Raw genomic sequence first — 15,956 nt, 5'->3', positions numbered from 1 at the left:
TTGGCTGGCAAATCGCAGCCACAAACAGTATAACCAGCTTTAGCAAACGTTTTGGCATAAAGCCTGCCCATGTCTCCTAATCCTATAAAACCTATCCGCATCCTGTTCAATTAAAAAGCCTAAGATATATCGATTTATTAATTACCCGCAATTATATATGGTTAACAAATTTTTATAAATTTAAAACAGGTGGTTTAACCGGGGACATGAATCAGAATATCTGCCAGGGAAACGCCACCTGACTCAAAAGCCCCTCCTCTGTTCTTGCTATAAGGCACCGTAACTACCGGTTTTTAGATGCCGCATGATTAATTGCAAACTTTAAGCTATTTTGCACCGTTAAAACGATAATCCCGTTACTGACAACCTTAACATCCTTTATGATGAAGCTTTTTAAAACAACTGTGCTTTTCTTATCGCTACTTATTTTAACTGGTGCCGCCAACGCACAGGATACAACCAAAAAAGCAAAGGTTGCCGCCGCCCCGGGTAAGGTGGCAGTTTATAATCCATATACAAAAAAATACTACTATAAAAAGGCCGGTGGTGCTGTTACTAAACCTCTTGGTGCCGCGACACCCATGGTTAGCCAATCCCAAACAGCACAACCTGCACCAACGCAAGCCGTTGCACCTGCACCTGTATCCGCCCCGGTAGATAAAAGCCTGCGCGGACAGTACCAATACCTGCTCACCAAGGTTTACAACTATCAGCAGCCGCTGGTATCTGCGCTGTTCAAAAATTATAGTGATACGTTAAGTGCTACCCGCCGCCAGTTAAAAGAGGCAAAAGCAACCCTTGATGCGCAGACCAAAACCATAGATACTTTAAAGAGTTCATCTGCCAGTAAAGATCAAAATCTTAACCAGGCGCAGGCAAAGGTTGATGAAGTTACCCTACTGGGCATGCCTATTAAAAAATCTACCTATAATTTAATTATGTGGGGATTAGTGGTTGCCTTCGGTGTAATAGCGGCTGTTGTTTTAGCAAGGTCGGGCAGCCACAGCCGGGAGGCTAAATACCGGATAAAGCTTTATGAGGAGCTGGAGGAAGAGTATAAAACCTACAAAACCAAAGCCAACGAGAAAGAAAAGAAACTGGCCCGCGAGTTACAAACCGAACGTAATAAACTGGACGAGTTGTTAGGTAACGGATAACCATCCATAATGAGCGCTTACCTTTTTGGCTGGAACCCAATTAAATTTGCCTGGGAAGATCTTGAAAAGGACATCCGAGAGGTTTATAAAAACGGCAAGATCATCGACAACTGGAGCGTTGCCAGCCATAAAAGGATTCAGCCGGGCGATAAAGCTTACCTGGTGCGCCTGGGTGCCGAGCCCAAAGGAATATTCGGATCAGGACACATTGCATCTGAACCGAAACTATCCGTCAGGAATGGCCGGCACCATTACCGTATAGACATTGCTGTTGATGTATTGCTGAACCCTGATACCGAGCGCATCCTTACCTTTGATATTTTGAAAACTGGCAACTTGTCCGAACAAACGTGGACACCGCAGGCATCCGGAATTTCCATCAGGCCGCATTTGGTTGAAGAATTGGAAGGCGTGTGGCTGAATTTTTTAGGTGGACACAAGCATTATGGTTCGGTAGTATGAAAGATGACTTCATAGCCTTCGAAGCATACTTGATTGCCCTACCTAATCATCTATTGCATTTATTAGCAACAAAAAAAGCCAATCTTTCTCAAGATTGGCTTTTTGTATAGATCTTCCGGTACAGTTACACTTTGATCTCTACTTCAACACCGCTTGGCAATTCAAGCTTCATCAGCGCATCTACAGTTTTTGAGTTTGAGCTGTAGATATCCAATAAACGCTTGTAAGAGCATAACTGGAATTGCTCACGTGCTTTTTTGTTAACGTGTGGTGAACGTAAAACAGTGAAAATTTTCTTTTCGGTTGGTAACGGAAGTGGTCCGCTAACTACAGCGCCTGTCGGCTTTACTGTCTTTACGATCTTTTCGGCAGATTTGTCTACCAGGTTGTAATCGTACGATTTTAATTTGATCCTGATTCTTTGGCTCATTTTGTTTTTGTTATGATGATTTCACCGATTTAGGCGATCTCACCGATTTTAAATTGGTCGTTTATAAGAGCTATTAGTTATAACCGACCGGTTGTTTATTTTGTAAAAGTTGATTGGTAACTATTCTTTAATCACCAATCAACTAATCTTAAATTACGCGTTTGCAGCAGCTCTTTTACCTTTTGCTTTAGCAACTACTTCTTCCTGTACGTTACGTGGCGCTTCAGCATAATGATCAAACTCCATGGTTGAAGTAGCACGGCCAGATGTGATAGTACGTAACTGGGTTACATAACCAAACATTTCTGAAAGTGGTACAGTAGCTTTAATTACCTGTGCACCTGCACGTGAATCCATACCTAAAAGCTGGCCACGACGACGGTTCATGTCACCAATAACATCACCCATGTTTTCTTCAGGGGTAAGGATTTCAATTTTCATGATCGGCTCCAGCAATACCGGTTTACAACGTGGCAATGCCTCGCGGTAAGCCATCTTAGCTGCTAACTCAAATGACAATGCATCTGAATCGACCGCGTGGAACGAACCATCAATCAAGCGTACTTTTAAGCTGGTTAAAGGGTAACCTGCCAACACACCGTTCACCATAGAAGCAGCAAAGCCTTTTTCTACAGATGGGATAAACTCACGAGGAATTGAACCACCGCTAATTTCGTTAACAAATTGTAAGCCTTCTTTACCTTCGTCGTTAGGTGATAATATAACTTGTATATCAGCAAATTTACCACGACCACCCGTTTGTTTCTTATATGTTTCGCGGTGTTGTACGGTACCTGTAATAGACTCTTTGTAAGCTACCTGTGGAGCACCCTGGTTAACCTCAACTTTAAACTCACGTTTCAAGCGGTCCATGATGATATCCAGGTGAAGCTCGCCCATACCGCTAATTACAGTTTGGCCTGTTTCTTCATCAGATTTTACGTGGAAGGTAGGATCCTCTTCAGATAATTTACCTAAAGCTAAACCTAATTTATCAACGTCTGCCTGAGTTTTTGGCTCGATAGCTAAACCTATAACCGGCTCAGGGAAGTTCATTGATTCTAATACGATAGGGTGTTTCTCATCACAAAGTGTATCACCTGTTTTGATATCCTTAAAGCCTACTACCGCAGCAATATCACCTGCACCTACGTTAGGGATAGGGTTTTGCTTGTTGGCGTGCATCTGGAAGATACGGGAGATACGCTCTTTGTTATCTGAACGCATGTTGTGCACATATGAACCAGCCTCCAGGTTACCAGAGTATACGCGGATAAAACACAAACGACCTACGAAAGGATCTGTTGCAATTTTAAACGCTAAAGCTGCAAAAGGCTCTTTTTCTGACGGTTTACGTAAGATTTCTTCGCCGGTATCAGGGTTGGTACCAATAATTCCTTCCACATCCATAGGTGAAGGAAGTAATTCCATCACGTAATCAAGCATGGTTTGTACCCCTTTGTTTTTGAAAGATGAACCACATACCATAGGTACTATTTTAGCATCCAACACTGCTTTACGCAATGCATCTAAAATTTCGCGCTCAGTGATTGATTCTGGTGCTTCGAAGAATTTCTCCATCAAAGTTTCATCATAATCAGCTACCGATTCAAGCAATTTCTCTCTCCACTCGGTTGCTTCTTCGATCATATCCTCAGGGATAGGCACTTCAGTAAAGGTCATACCTTTATCATGCTCATTCCAAACAATACCTCTCCAGTTAATTAAGTCAACCACGCCTGTAAATTTCTCTTCGGCGCCAATTGGCAATTGAAGAGGTACAGCGTTGCTGCCTAACATGCTTTTTACCTGTTTTACAACATTTAAAAAGTCGGCACCGCTACGGTCCATTTTGTTAACGAAACCTATACGGGCAACGTTATAGTTGTTGGCAAGCCTCCAGTTAGTTTCTGATTGCGGCTCAACACCATCAACCGCACTAAATAAGAACACCAAACCATCCAATACACGTAAGCTGCGGTTTACCTCAACGGTAAAATCCACGTGGCCCGGGGTATCGATAATGTTGATATGGTATTTTTGGCCTCTGTAGTTCCAGTTAACTGTAGTAGCAGCAGATGTAATGGTAATACCACGCTCCTGCTCTTGTGCCATCCAGTCCATTGTAGCTGCACCTTCGTGTACCTCGCCAATTTTGTGGCTAACACCCGCATAGTACAATATACGCTCTGTTGTAGTAGTTTTACCGGCATCAATGTGGGCGGCAATACCTATGTTTCTTGTATATCTTAGATCTCTTGACATGATAATTGTTTATTAAGTGCGGGAGCGGCGTGTAAGGAGCGTTCAATTCACTCTTCGCACCCCTCTCCCGCACTAATTATATTTTTAGAAACGGAAGTGAGAGAACGCTTTGTTAGCCTCAGCCATTTTATGCGTATCTTCTTTTTTCTTCACAGCAGCACCCTCGCCTTTAGCAGCAGAGATAATTTCGCCTGCTAATTTTTCCATCATGGTTTTTTCACCGCGACGACGTGCATAGCTGATCAGCCATTTCATACCTAAAGCTACCTTACGCTCCGGACGAACCTCGGTAGGTACCTGGAAGTTAGCACCACCAACACGACGGCTTTTCACTTCAACAGCAGGCATTACATTGTTTAAAGCTTTTTTCCAGCTATCCAAACCGTTTTCGCTGGTTTTTTTCTCAACAATGTCAATTGCGTTATAGAATATAGTATAAGCGGTAGATTTTTTACCGTCAAACATCATGTTATTAACAAACCTGGTTACCAATACTTCGTTAAATTTTGGATCAGGAAGAAGGATTCTTTTTTTCGGTTTCGATTTTCTCATTGTTACTATCCTCCTTTAATTATTTCTTTTTACCTTTTGCTGGAGCCGCTGCTGCTTGTCCTGGTTTAGGGCGCTTGGTTCCGTATTTAGAACGACGTTGGTTACGGCCGGCTACACCAGATGTATCTAAGGCACCACGGATGATGTGGTAACGTACACCAGGTAAATCCTTAACACGACCACCGCGGATCAATACAATTGAGTGTTCCTGTAAGTTGTGGCCTTCACCAGGGATGTAGGCGTTAACTTCTTTACCATTTGTAAGGCGCACACGTGCAACTTTACGCATTGCTGAGTTTGGTTTTTTAGGGGTAGTGGTGTACACACGGGTGCACACGCCTCTTCGCTGTGGACAGCTGTCCAACGCTGGTGACTTACTCTTGTCAACCATAGCTACTCTACCTTTTCTAACTAATTGCTGAATAGTAGGCATTTTTTCCTTTTTGTATTTACTGTTTTATCCTTATTTTAAGGACTGCAAAGGTAGTTACTATTTTTTGATTTTTAAGCGATTGGGTAAAAAAGATTTTTGTAATGGATTGATTAGGTGGGTGGAGGAGTAAACCAGACTATCATTTTGAACGAGGTACGAGGAGAAATCCTCTTAGACGAACAAGCGGCAAATTTAGCATCACGAAGAATATCTCTTCTCGCTGTCGCTCGTTCGAGATAACAGCGGTGGTTTTTGTTTATATTTCTATAAAACCGTTGAAACGTGATTTTAACGATTGGTGGCAAAGCTGTGTCAGTAACTTGGCACTATTAAAAACGTAAATAATTGATTATCAAATACTCCTATATGTTCACGGTGTTCACCACGCGTGAACGTGAACAGTGAACACCCTATTTTTAAAATAATTTTTGTCATTACCGCAAAAATTATACTTTTGCCACCCCAATGCGAAAGTAGCTCAGTTGGTAGAGCACGACCTTGCCAAGGTCGGGGTCGCGAGTTCGAATCTCGTCTTTCGCTCAAAAGCCCTTCAGAAAACTGAAGGGCTTTTTTGTTGAACAGAAAGTACTGAAGCTCATTTCTACAGTCTACATCTGCATTTCAGTTTTCTTCTTATTGATGTTATTGATTTTCTTTAAATCGTACTAATTACTTATCTTCCAACCTCAATTATTGAAATCATGAAAACAGAACTATATACTAAGGTGATCCTTACCATTATTGCCGTGGTGCTAACGCTTAACCTGGTAAAAAGCAGCATCACTCCTGCCATGGCCGATAGCAAAAAATTCGTAACACTCCCGGTAAATCCCGACGGCAGTATTAATGTGAATATTAATAAGGTAAATGAATCTATGGATGTGAATATCAAAAACGTTGATCGCGGCGCTTTTTATTATGTGCAGCCTATACCTGTAAAGGTTACTCCATAACGGAATATTAATTACTAGTATAATAATTACACTAAAAAAACAAACGGAGAGTTTAGGCTATAATTAACCGAATTAAACAATCGGTCAGTTGATAGTTAATTAAGATTATAAAAGCAGGTATAGCGCAAGGCCACGCCTGCTTTTACTTTTTAGTCGTTACGGCCTTGCAGGTGCGCCCGGCGGCGGTGGAGGCGTGCGGCCCGGCCCATGCATTGTTCCACAACCTGTCGCGATCGCTGTATACAACGCAGCAAGCGTCAAAAATCCTACTAGTTTCCTTTTCATGATAGTGTGAGTTTATATGAGAATAACCTTAAAGAGCAATTTGTTTTCGTTGAACTTGCAAAACAAAACATAAAAAAGCCCTTATGAGCAAGCTCAAAGGGCGTAAATCATTTGGTTAATCAATTCTATTTCAATACTTCCCTACTAATTACAATCTTTTGAATTTCAGACGTACCTTCGCCAATAGTACAAAGCTTGGCATCACGGTAAAATTTCTCTACCGGGAAATCTTTGGTATAACCATATCCGCCGAAGATTTGTACAGCCTCATTAGCACAGCGTACTGCAACTTCTGAAGCAAAATACTTAGCCATTGCCGATTGCTTTGTAACGGGCAGGTGGCGGTTCTTCAGGTCTGCGGCTTGCATAATCAACAAATCGGCTGCTTCAATTTCAGTTGCCATATCGGCAAGTTTGAATGCAATACCCTGGAAATTACTAATAGGCTGACCAAATTGATGGCGTTCTTTAGAATAGGCCACTGCTGCTTCAAAAGCTCCCCTGGCAATTCCCAAAGAGAGTGCCGCAATAGATATACGGCCACCATCCAACACTTTCATGGCCTGTTTAAAGCCTTCACCTTCGGCACCTAACAGATTGGTCTTGGGTACTCTGCAGTTGTCGAAGATAATCTCAGTAGTTTCGGAGGCGCGCATGCCCAGCTTGTTTTCCTTTTTACCGGCGCTAAAGCCGGAGGTGCCCCGTTCAATCACTATTGCCGAAATACCTTTCGAATCACCCTTATCGCCCGTGCGAACCATGACTACGGCGACATCGCCGCTTTTGCCATGGGTTATCCAGTTTTTTGATCCGTTAACGATGTAGTGTTCGCCGTCTAACACCGCGGTAGTATTCATGCCCATAGCATCGCTGCCAGTATTAGCCTCAGTTAATCCCCAGGCGCCAATCCATTCAGCAGTAGCCAGTTTGGGTAACCAGCGTTGTTTTTGTTCTTCATTTGCAAAAGCAAGAATATGACCTGTGCATAACGAATTGTGAGCGGCAACAGACAACCCAATCGATCCGCAAACCTTTGCTATCTCAACAATTACGGTAACATATTCTGCATAACCGAAGCCCGAGCCGCCGTATTCCTCAGGAACCAGAACGCCCATCATCCCTGTTTCGCCCAGGTGCTTAAATAGTTCTATAGGGAAATACTGCTCTTCGTCCCATTGCATTACATTGGGCTTAACATATTTTTCGGCAAAGTCTTTAGCCATCTGGCCTATCATCCGCTGGTTTTCGCTGATGCTGAAATCGTAGCCAGTAGGTATATCGGTTAGTATGTGGTCCATTTTAAAGTAGATTTACAATTGGTTGCTGTAAAGCTAACAATAAAATAATTACTATGCATGCATAGTAATTAATAAGTTCGATAAACCTGGTAATTAAATTTAATCTGCCTTGCACCATCTACTAATATTAAATAACCATTTGCGGCTGGTACAACCATTCCTTTAAAAGACGCCTTCCCAATTATTAATGCATGAATAACCTTATTATCAATAGGGAAACCACTTCCTTTAGAAGAGAGTATTACAGACACCCTCTCTTTGTCGCTTTTACCAATGTTTAAAACAGCCGTAGAATCCTGATATACTTTGCCAGACCTGATAGTGTCAAATAAAATTACGGTTTCACCTACATGATTTTTAACTTCGCTTGCCACAATAAGCTTTTGTCCAAAAGCCGCACTGCTTAATAACGATATAATTAAAAGAAATAGAATTTTCATATTTACATTTAATAACGACATTACGAATATTATTTCGGTCCTATAAATCTTAATTTACTGTCAGCTTAATTACCGTATCGTTCGCGTCCATTGGCAATCCGTCCGTATATATAAATACGCCCTCGGGCTGCTGTTTATATTTAACTGCCGTCCCTTTATTTAATAGTACTGCCTTGATAACGGTTTGTTTTAACTGCGGAATGAAAACGTATGGTATTGCTTGCGTATCAGTAATATGCACGTATTGATTTTTGCCCTTAACGGTAATAACGCCCCAATCCTGCGGAGGTACGCTGCTTCCGCGGGTACCGTAAATGGCCTCGCCGTTTTTCTGAACCCAGGCACCAACAATTGCCATGGTATCCGTAAATTCCGGTTGAATCTTACCATTTGGCATCGGCCCGATATTCAACAGAAAGTTGGCGTTGCGGCCCGCAGCATTTACCAAGTAGTGAATTATCTGTTTAGAAGATTTAAACGTACGGTCGGTTATGCTGAAACCCCAGCTATTATTAATGGTTTCGCACGTCTCTAATGGCAACGAGCCAATCTTCGACTCTGCACTAAAACCGGTGGTGTTGGCGCCCGGCAGGTCTTTTTCAAACATCTGGAAATCCTCGCCATCCTTTGGGGCCAGGTGATGGTTGTTACCTACCAAAATAGATGGATTCAGTTTATGGATCAAACCATATATTTCATTATAATGCCAGTTGACTTCTCTTCGCTCCCAGTCGCCGTCAAACCAAATTCCTTTAACACCGGGGTATTTAGTGATGAGCTCAGTAAGCTGGTCTTTCATGAATTTAATATAACTATCCCAATCGCCATTAACGGGTTTGCCGTCGTTTATCGGGCTGCCAAAGGCGTAGTCTGCCCGGCCCCAGTCAAGCAGCGAGTAATAAAAATGCAGTTCGATGCCTTCCTTTTCGCATTCTTTGGCCAGTTCCATCAATGGGTCTTTATGATAGGGGGTCGCATCAACAATATTGTAGGGCGATACCTTGGTACCAAACATGCTAAAGCCATCATGATGGCGCAAGGTAATGGTAATATACTTCATCCCTGCCCTTTTAGCAAAGGCAACCCACTCCTTCGCGTTAAACTCCTGCGGGTTAAAGAAACCGGCTAGTCGCTTATAACTTTCATATGGGATCTTTTTATTATGCATCACCCATTCCCCATCGCCAAGAATGCTGTATATACCCCAGTGAATGAACAAGCCGAATTTCATATCCTGAAAATTGCGCCTTGCCGCCATATTGCCCACGCTGGGGGTGTAGGTGTTCTGGGCATAAATTATTTTACTACATGCAATCAACAGCAGGTAAAGCAACCAGATTCTTTTTTTCATATGGTGATGTTATAATTGAAATATCTTATTCATAATTACCCATTTTTCGCCCGCGATGGCGCCCTTTACCGGCTGCTGGTATCGCCACATCAACGCTTCCCACTCCTGTACTTTTGGGTTTGCGGCGTCTTTATTGGCTTTGGTTTCAAAGCTAAATTCATCCATAACCTCCATTATCATGAACAAGCGCACATCAAAGCGGTAAATCTCCATGCTGATGATGCCAGAGCCCGTTATGCTAGCCGTTATCTCTGGCCAGATTGCCTGGTGATGCGCCTCATATTCAGCTATCAATTTGGGGTCATCTTTCAGGTCAAGTGTAAGGCAGTATCTTATCATACAACTATAAGCAGGTAGTACAGCGGTAAATTGGTTTTACAAAGTAAGAAAAGTTCATCATAAATAATCGAGCAAAATCCTCTTTGGTGCATCCTGCATTATTTAGAAAAACTTATCGGTAATAGCCACATTCATCCACTGACCAACCCGGCTGCATATATTGATCTACTGTGTTGTGGCATTGTCAAAACGTCAAAATACTATTGACAATTTATTTCTGCGGTATAAAATTAACATTGGGTTTATACAGGCGCCACAGCTAATTAATGCTTGTTTAATATCTTTACCACATGTTAAATTCCCGTAGAGATTTTCTAAAAAAGGCTGCTATGCTCACCGGAGCCGCTGGCTTAAGCAGTGTATTACCTGCGTCTATTGCCAAGGCGATGGAAATAAATCCCGCACCCGGCAGCACCTGGATGGATGCAGAACATGTAGTAATACTGATGCAGGAAAACCGCTCGTTTGACCATTGTTTCGGATCTTTAAAAGGCGTAAGGGGATTTAACGACCCGCGGGTGATCGATCTGCCAAATAAAAATCCGGTTTGGCTGCAATCAAACGCCAAAGGCGACACCTATGCGCCGTTTCACCTCGATATTAAAAATACACGCGCTACCTGGATGAATTCATTGCCACATAGCTGGAGCAACCAGGTTAATGCCCGTAACGATGGTAAGTTTGATCAGTGGCTTAACGAAAAACAATCGGGTAATAAAGAGTATAAAGATATGCCCTTAACCCTAGGGTACCACAACCGCCAGGATTTGCCGTTTAACTACGCTTTTGCTGATGCCTTTACCGTTTGCGACCAGCACTTCTGCTCGGCACTAACCGGCACTACGCCTAACCGCCACTACTTGTGGACAGGCACCATCCGTAAAGATCAGAACGAAAACTCAAAAGCTAACGTGTGGAATGAGGACGCAGATTTTGAATCACTGGACTGGACAACTTTTCCCGAACGGCTGGAAGAGCAGGGCATATCATGGAAATGCTACCAGAACGAGTTATCCGTAGGTGTAGGCTTTGAAGGCGAACAGGACTCATGGCTATCTAATTACACAGATAACAATCTGGAGTTTTTTAAGCAATATAATGTGCGGCTGCACAACAAGCATATCGCCTTTGTGAAAAAGCAACTGAATATACTGCCTAAGCAAATTGCGGAGTTGCAAAGCAAAATTGAAGCATCAACTGCAGATGAAGCAGCTGCTGTAAAATTAAAAAAGCAACTAAAGCAATTTCAGTATGACTTAACTGAAATTGAAAAAAATAAACATGTTATTGAACCGGGCGCTTTTGATAACCTTACCCCGGCTCAAAAAAGCCTGCACTTGAAAGCTTTTAGCACTAATAGTTCCGATCCGCATTACCATGAACTCACTACCCTAAAATATAACGATAACGGCACCGAGCGCCAGATGCAGGTGCCCAAAGGCGACGTGCTTCACCAATTCAGGGACGATGTTAAAACAGGCAAATTACCCACCGTTTCATGGATCACCGCGCCTGAAAATTTTTCAGACCATCCCGGTTCACCATGGTATGGTGCCTGGTACCTGTCAGAAGTTTTAGATATTTTGACCCACAACCCTGAAGTTTGGAAAAAGACCATCTTTATTCTTACTTATGACGAAAACGACGGCTATTTTGACCATATACCGCCATTTGTAGCGCCTCATTCACACAAGGCGGGAACAGGTAAGGCATCTAAAGGCATTGATACCCGGGTAGAATTTGTAACGCTGGAGCAGGAATTAGCGCGCGAAGGTGTACCGAATAAATACAAGCGCGAAAGTGCAATTGGGCTGGGCTACCGTGTACCTATGGTGATCGCCTCGCCCTGGAGCCGCGGCGGATATGTCAACTCCGAAGTATGTGACCACACATCTACCCTGCAATTTCTTGAAAAATTCTTGTCACAAAAAACCGGAAAGAAAGTTAAGGAAACCAACATCAGCGACTGGCGGCGCACCGTTTGTGGCGATCTTACGTCAGCATTTCGCCCGTACAACGGCGAAAAGCTGGCACCGCTAACTTTCCTGAATAGGGATGAATCTGCCGAGGGCATTCACAAAGCTCAATTTAAGAAACTACCAAGCGATTATAAAAAACTTACAGATGCGGATATCGCTCTCATCAAAAGATCGCCAGAGGCTTCGCCTTACATGGCCAGGCAGGAGCCGGGGATAAAACCATCCAATCCCTTACCTTACGAGCTGTATGCTGACGGCAAACTAAGTGCTGACAAAAAAAGCTTTGAAATAAAATTCATAGCAGGTAACGCGGTTTTTGGCAAGGATGCCGCCGGCGCGCCTTTTAACGTTTACGCGCCGGGCAGGTACGCCAGCATTAACAATACGCAAAAAATGGAGCCGCTACGTACATGGAGCTATGCGGTAACTGCCGGCGATACATTGGAAGATAGCTGGCCTTTAACTGAATTTGATGGTAGCAATTACCATCTGCGCACTTACGGCCCTAACGGCTTTTACCGTGAGTTTAAAGGGAACGCCAAAGATGCAGCACTGGATGTAGGTTTTAGCTACGAAAAAAAAGGCGGTAAACTTACCGGCAATATTGAGCTGTTATTCGCAATTCCCAATAATAGCTCGCCGCTCACTGTAGAAGTGGTTGATAACGCTTATAAAACGGGCGGTAAGCAGATTATCGTTCACGGTGAATCTTTTAAGGCGCAGACTATGTCGCTTAACTTTAACAAAAGTCATGGCTGGTACGATTTCAACATCCGCGTGCGGGGGTTTGGCGACATGGAAAAAAGGTATGCCGGCAGGGTAGAAACCGGTAATCCAAGCTATACCGACCCCCTTATGGGCCGGGTAACAGTTTAATTTCCTGGTAAAGTTGGGTTATTCATAATGCCGGTAAACAGGATCAATCCACTTTTCATCTCCCGGATAGCGAATATAAACGGCCGGTCGAACCGCAGTTCCATTGGCGCTGCTGAAGTAAGGCCAATCGTTACTGATGTAGCGGCTGTAGCTTCGGTTCCGTTTTCATCTACCTCAACAAAAGCCTTTTGCTTGACTGCCGTGATCTTTAACCCATTCAATGCATTAATACCAGTAAAATCGGCTTTATTGGAAAATGCAATGCCCATACCTAAGTTCATCAGGTCGCTGTTTAACATGCGCTGATAGCTAAACTTAAATTTAGGCAGATAAATTGTTTGTTCGGACGGTTGTAATCCGGTCATCCAGCTTTGCCATTGAGCGGCATCTAATTGATCAAGCAGTTGGTTGGTGGTTAAGCCGGGCCTGGGCAAAATCAGCACCATACTATATTTATCGTTATTATAAGGCAGTTCAACAATCGTTGTTGGTTTTGAAGGGTATTGGTAGGTGGTTAATTTGTCATCGTAAAAAACATGAAGATTAACTTTTCCGGTCATAAAATCTGCATTAACCATTGCACCGTCGGCAGTGATGAAGTTTTGTTTAGCTGTTTTAGCCGCATCAAATTTTTCCTTCCAGGTGCTTTTAAAATATATTGCGTTGATAAGATACATGTAGTCGTCACTGCTTATCCGGTCGATGATTGATGGTACCTTGCCGCCGGTGGCATCTTTAACCCAATTATTGATCACATCCTTTGACCCTGAACTCGCAAAATCAAGCGATTGCACTTTGGCATTATAGTTTGCGGTATTTGTTGTGATAAACGGTTGCTGTATATCAAAGCCCTGCTTGTACCAAATAGAATTGGCGATACTTACTTTGCTGTTACCGTCCAGCAAGGGCAAATCAGTGATCAACTTTTTATAGTAGCTGTTTATTTGATCCTGATTGCCCTTAAACTCCATAATGCTGTTAATTGCCTGAAGGGTTTCGCCTTTAGCACCATTAGCCGTCATGCCCAGTGCGAAACTGACGCTTAAAGGTGAAATAAACAGATTGTCGGCATTGGTTGATCCAGCCGAAACCTGCTTAAATAGTTTTAAAGTGAAGGCATTATCGGCTGCTACCTGCTGTTGCTCTGAAGCTGTTAATACCAGGTCTTTGCCCGCAGGCACAGGGTTATTTTTGTTACAGGCTATTAATCCTGCGGCTAAACAGGCCAGGGTTAAACTTATGTTTTTACGAATCATGATATTTTGAACCAGGTGTTTTATAACCTATACGCTTGCAGCAAGTTAAGTGCTACAAAAGCGAAAATTATTTTACCAGTACCACCTGCATGGTATCTAAAGTGGCAGCACGCGTTGTGTGATTCAAAAATTCGCGCTTAAGCCGTGTGATGGGATAATGAGGAAAAACAGCCAGTTGCTGTACCACACGGCCTGTAGCAGCCAGGGCAAGCACATCTGCCGGATGCCCATAAAATATAAATGGCCCGGCGGGTGTCAAACTATGCTTGTCGGGGTACAGGGTGATAATACCGGGCTTAATATAAAACTCCATCGGGTGAGAGCCAATCTCGTAATTTTGCGCAACGGGCAGCGTATCGGTATTATGCTTATTGATCCACATGGCAGCCTCGCTCCCGGCCTGGTAACGCAGGAGTGAAGGGTAAAAGGCAAGGTTAAGATACAGATTAATAATCACCGATGTGATGAACGTCCGCACAGCCGTTCGCCGGAAATCTGTTTCCGGAAAACTATATGGAACGATCAGCAGGAGAGCCAACCATATAGCCAGCGCCAAGCCAATGTGCCAGTTAAACTCCACAGGCCGGTAGTAGTAATGCAGCACGGTTATAATAACAAGCAATAAAATGATGAGGGAAATCTGAACCGCGCCCACCAATTTTAGAGTTTTTACGGACCTGAGCGAACTCAAATATTGCGCCGTGATAATCGCGAAAAACGGGAACACGATATTCAAATAATGCGGCAATTGAAATTTGGATGCCGAAAACAGCACAAAGGTGAGCAGCGCCCCGCTAATGCAAAACCACTCGCGTGCTTTGACATTATTTATACCCGTTTTTATAAAATGATAGATAGCGGCAAACAAAATAAGCGACCAGGGTAAAAAAGCCCAGAGGGTAGTATGGATAAAAAAGCTGGGATCTCCGTGGCCTTTGATCGGGCCTGTATTAAAAAAACGCCCAAACTGGCTATCCCAAAAAAAGAACCGGATGCCGGATACGTTCGTCCGGCCGAACACTACCTTCTCCGGATGCGCATCGAATTGACGGTAAAGGCAGTAAATTTCGGGTAGTACAAAAAGCAGTATCAGCACCGCGGCCAGTAGCCAGCGAAGGTTGAAAAGCAGTTTCCATTGCTTGGTGATAATAAGATGGCCAGCAATAGCCCCGCCAATTGGCACCAGGGCAAACATCCCTTTGGTCATGATGGCGCAAGCAGTAAATATGCTGGCAAGTAATAGCTGCCAAAAGCTATTGCGGGCGCAAGCGTTATAAAAATGATATACGGCGGCAATGATCAGGCCGGTCAAATAAGGCTCGGCCCTTACATCGCTATTTGACAGGATAATGTGTTGCGCAGTAAGCAATATCACAACTGACCACTGCCCTACCTCCTTACTGTACAGCTTCCTGGCAAAAAGGTAAGTGTAGGCTGCACCCATGAGCATAAATAAAATGCCGGGGAGTTTATATGCCCAGGTATTGATACCAAACAGCTTAAAAGATAGTGCGGTGACCCAAAACGGAAAGTGTGGTTTATCCAGCCAATCGGTATTGTAAGCGAATAGCTGCACGTAATCATTACGCTGTACCATTGTTTTGGCAATGGTTGCATACAGCGTACCGTCTGGCCCCATAATTGGAGTAAACAAACCGGTAAAATTTAACAACACGGCAATACCTATAAAAAAATAGGGCCAGTTGTTTTTGCTGTAATCCGGCTGGTTATTCATGTACTACGACAAAGGTAATCAGATTTAACAGCACGCAAAAAGTACGATAGCTACAATCAAAAATATTTATTAAATTTATCCATGCAGTTACCCCTGTTGCATGTAGCCAACATAATCCTTTATTAAATTTAGTGTCCGGCAACTT

General features: G+C 43.2%; 16 protein-coding genes and 1 tRNA gene. 5 read left to right on the top strand and 12 right to left on the bottom strand.

Features of this window, described 5'->3' with window-relative positions; genetic code table 11:
• The coding region (locus ACE5CV_RS06865; RefSeq protein ID WP_374949427.1) for an NAD(P)-binding domain-containing protein at positions 1-101 on the bottom strand (101 nt) is incomplete at its 3' end.
• A 279-nt stretch (positions 102-380) separates the two neighbouring features.
• Here ACE5CV_RS06865 and ACE5CV_RS06860 point away from each other — a divergent pair.
• Together ACE5CV_RS06860 and ACE5CV_RS06855 are read left to right on the top strand one after the other, a co-directional pair.
• Entirely contained in the window at positions 381-1,157 is a 777-nt protein-coding gene (locus ACE5CV_RS06860; RefSeq protein ID WP_374949425.1) for a hypothetical protein, read from the top strand.
• 9 nt (positions 1,158-1,166) lie between these two features.
• Entirely contained in the window at positions 1,167-1,619 is a 453-nt protein-coding gene (locus tag ACE5CV_RS06855) for a hypothetical protein (protein WP_374949424.1), read from the top strand.
• Between the two features lie 124 nt (positions 1,620-1,743).
• Here the strand turns inward: ACE5CV_RS06855 and rpsJ are convergent, their stop codons facing one another.
• The 4 genes from rpsJ to rpsL all read right to left on the bottom strand — a co-directional run bounded on the left by rpsJ (position 1,744) and on the right by rpsL (position 5,299).
• Positions 1,744-2,049 (bottom strand): 30S ribosomal protein S10, encoded by a 306-nt coding sequence (rpsJ, locus tag ACE5CV_RS06850; RefSeq protein ID WP_022830652.1) that lies wholly within the window; start codon positions 2,047-2,049, stop codon positions 1,744-1,746.
• A gap of 153 nt (positions 2,050-2,202) precedes the next feature.
• Positions 2,203-4,314, bottom strand: coding sequence for an elongation factor G (gene fusA, locus ACE5CV_RS06845; RefSeq protein ID WP_374949423.1), 2,112 nt, complete (start codon positions 4,312-4,314; stop codon positions 2,203-2,205).
• 84 nt (positions 4,315-4,398) lie between these two features.
• A complete protein-coding gene (gene rpsG / locus ACE5CV_RS06840) occupies positions 4,399-4,866 on the bottom strand; it encodes a 30S ribosomal protein S7 (protein WP_121245903.1) in 468 nt (155 codons plus the stop codon).
• Positions 4,867-4,885: 19 nt separating this feature from the next.
• Positions 4,886-5,299 carry a 30S ribosomal protein S12 gene (gene rpsL / locus ACE5CV_RS06835; RefSeq protein ID WP_067063087.1) on the bottom strand — a complete coding sequence of 138 codons (414 nt, stop codon included), beginning with the start codon at positions 5,297-5,299 and terminating at the stop codon, positions 4,886-4,888.
• Positions 5,300-5,766: 467 nt separating this feature from the next.
• On the opposite strand from rpsL, the gene ACE5CV_RS06830 reads away from it, so the two are divergent.
• Both ACE5CV_RS06830 and ACE5CV_RS06825 read left to right on the top strand, forming a co-directional pair.
• A tRNA-Gly gene (locus ACE5CV_RS06830) sits at positions 5,767-5,839 on the top strand.
• A gap of 161 nt (positions 5,840-6,000) precedes the next feature.
• A complete protein-coding gene (locus ACE5CV_RS06825; protein ID WP_374949422.1) occupies positions 6,001-6,252 on the top strand; it encodes a hypothetical protein in 252 nt (83 codons plus the stop codon).
• Between the two features lie 156 nt (positions 6,253-6,408).
• Here ACE5CV_RS06825 and ACE5CV_RS06820 read toward each other — a convergent pair whose 3' ends face one another.
• The 5 genes from ACE5CV_RS06820 to ACE5CV_RS06800 form a co-directional block, all read right to left on the bottom strand.
• The gene (locus ACE5CV_RS06820) at positions 6,409-6,537 is read right to left on the bottom strand and encodes a hypothetical protein (RefSeq protein ID WP_374949421.1); all 129 of its coding nucleotides are present in this window, start codon (positions 6,535-6,537) and stop codon (positions 6,409-6,411) included.
• 125 nt (positions 6,538-6,662) lie between these two features.
• Entirely contained in the window at positions 6,663-7,835 is a 1,173-nt protein-coding gene (locus ACE5CV_RS06815; protein ID WP_374949420.1) for an acyl-CoA dehydrogenase family protein, read from the bottom strand.
• A 68-nt stretch (positions 7,836-7,903) separates the two neighbouring features.
• Positions 7,904-8,275, bottom strand: coding sequence for a hypothetical protein (locus ACE5CV_RS06810; protein WP_374949419.1), 372 nt, complete (start codon positions 8,273-8,275; stop codon positions 7,904-7,906).
• A 49-nt stretch (positions 8,276-8,324) separates the two neighbouring features.
• Positions 8,325-9,626 carry an alpha-L-fucosidase gene (locus ACE5CV_RS06805; RefSeq protein WP_374949418.1) on the bottom strand — a complete coding sequence of 434 codons (1,302 nt, stop codon included), beginning with the start codon at positions 9,624-9,626 and terminating at the stop codon, positions 8,325-8,327.
• Between the two features lie 9 nt (positions 9,627-9,635).
• Positions 9,636-9,965: an L-rhamnose mutarotase gene (locus ACE5CV_RS06800; RefSeq protein ID WP_374949417.1), complete on the bottom strand. Its 330-nt coding sequence runs from the start codon at positions 9,963-9,965 to the stop codon at positions 9,636-9,638.
• Between the two features lie 290 nt (positions 9,966-10,255).
• On the opposite strand from ACE5CV_RS06800, the gene ACE5CV_RS06795 reads away from it, so the two are divergent.
• On the top strand, positions 10,256-12,820 hold the full coding sequence (locus ACE5CV_RS06795; protein ID WP_374949416.1) for a phosphocholine-specific phospholipase C: 2,565 nt from the start codon (positions 10,256-10,258) through the stop codon (positions 12,818-12,820).
• Here the strand turns inward: ACE5CV_RS06795 and ACE5CV_RS06790 are convergent.
• Both ACE5CV_RS06790 and ACE5CV_RS06785 read right to left on the bottom strand, forming a co-directional pair.
• The gene (locus ACE5CV_RS06790) at positions 12,817-14,076 is read right to left on the bottom strand and encodes a serpin family protein (protein ID WP_374949415.1); all 1,260 of its coding nucleotides are present in this window, start codon (positions 14,074-14,076) and stop codon (positions 12,817-12,819) included. The genes ACE5CV_RS06795 and ACE5CV_RS06790 overlap by 4 nt on opposite strands.
• Positions 14,077-14,143: 67 nt before the next feature.
• Positions 14,144-15,811 (bottom strand): ArnT family glycosyltransferase, encoded by a 1,668-nt coding sequence (locus ACE5CV_RS06785; protein WP_374949414.1) that lies wholly within the window; start codon positions 15,809-15,811, stop codon positions 14,144-14,146.
• Positions 15,812-15,956 lie beyond the last annotated feature (145 nt).

The organism is Mucilaginibacter sp. (assembly GCF_964263795.1).
Taxonomy (GTDB): domain Bacteria; phylum Bacteroidota; class Bacteroidia; order Sphingobacteriales; family Sphingobacteriaceae; genus Mucilaginibacter.
The sequence above is the reverse complement of the archived record's forward strand: the minus strand, read 5'-3'. Positions and strand labels throughout refer to the sequence as shown.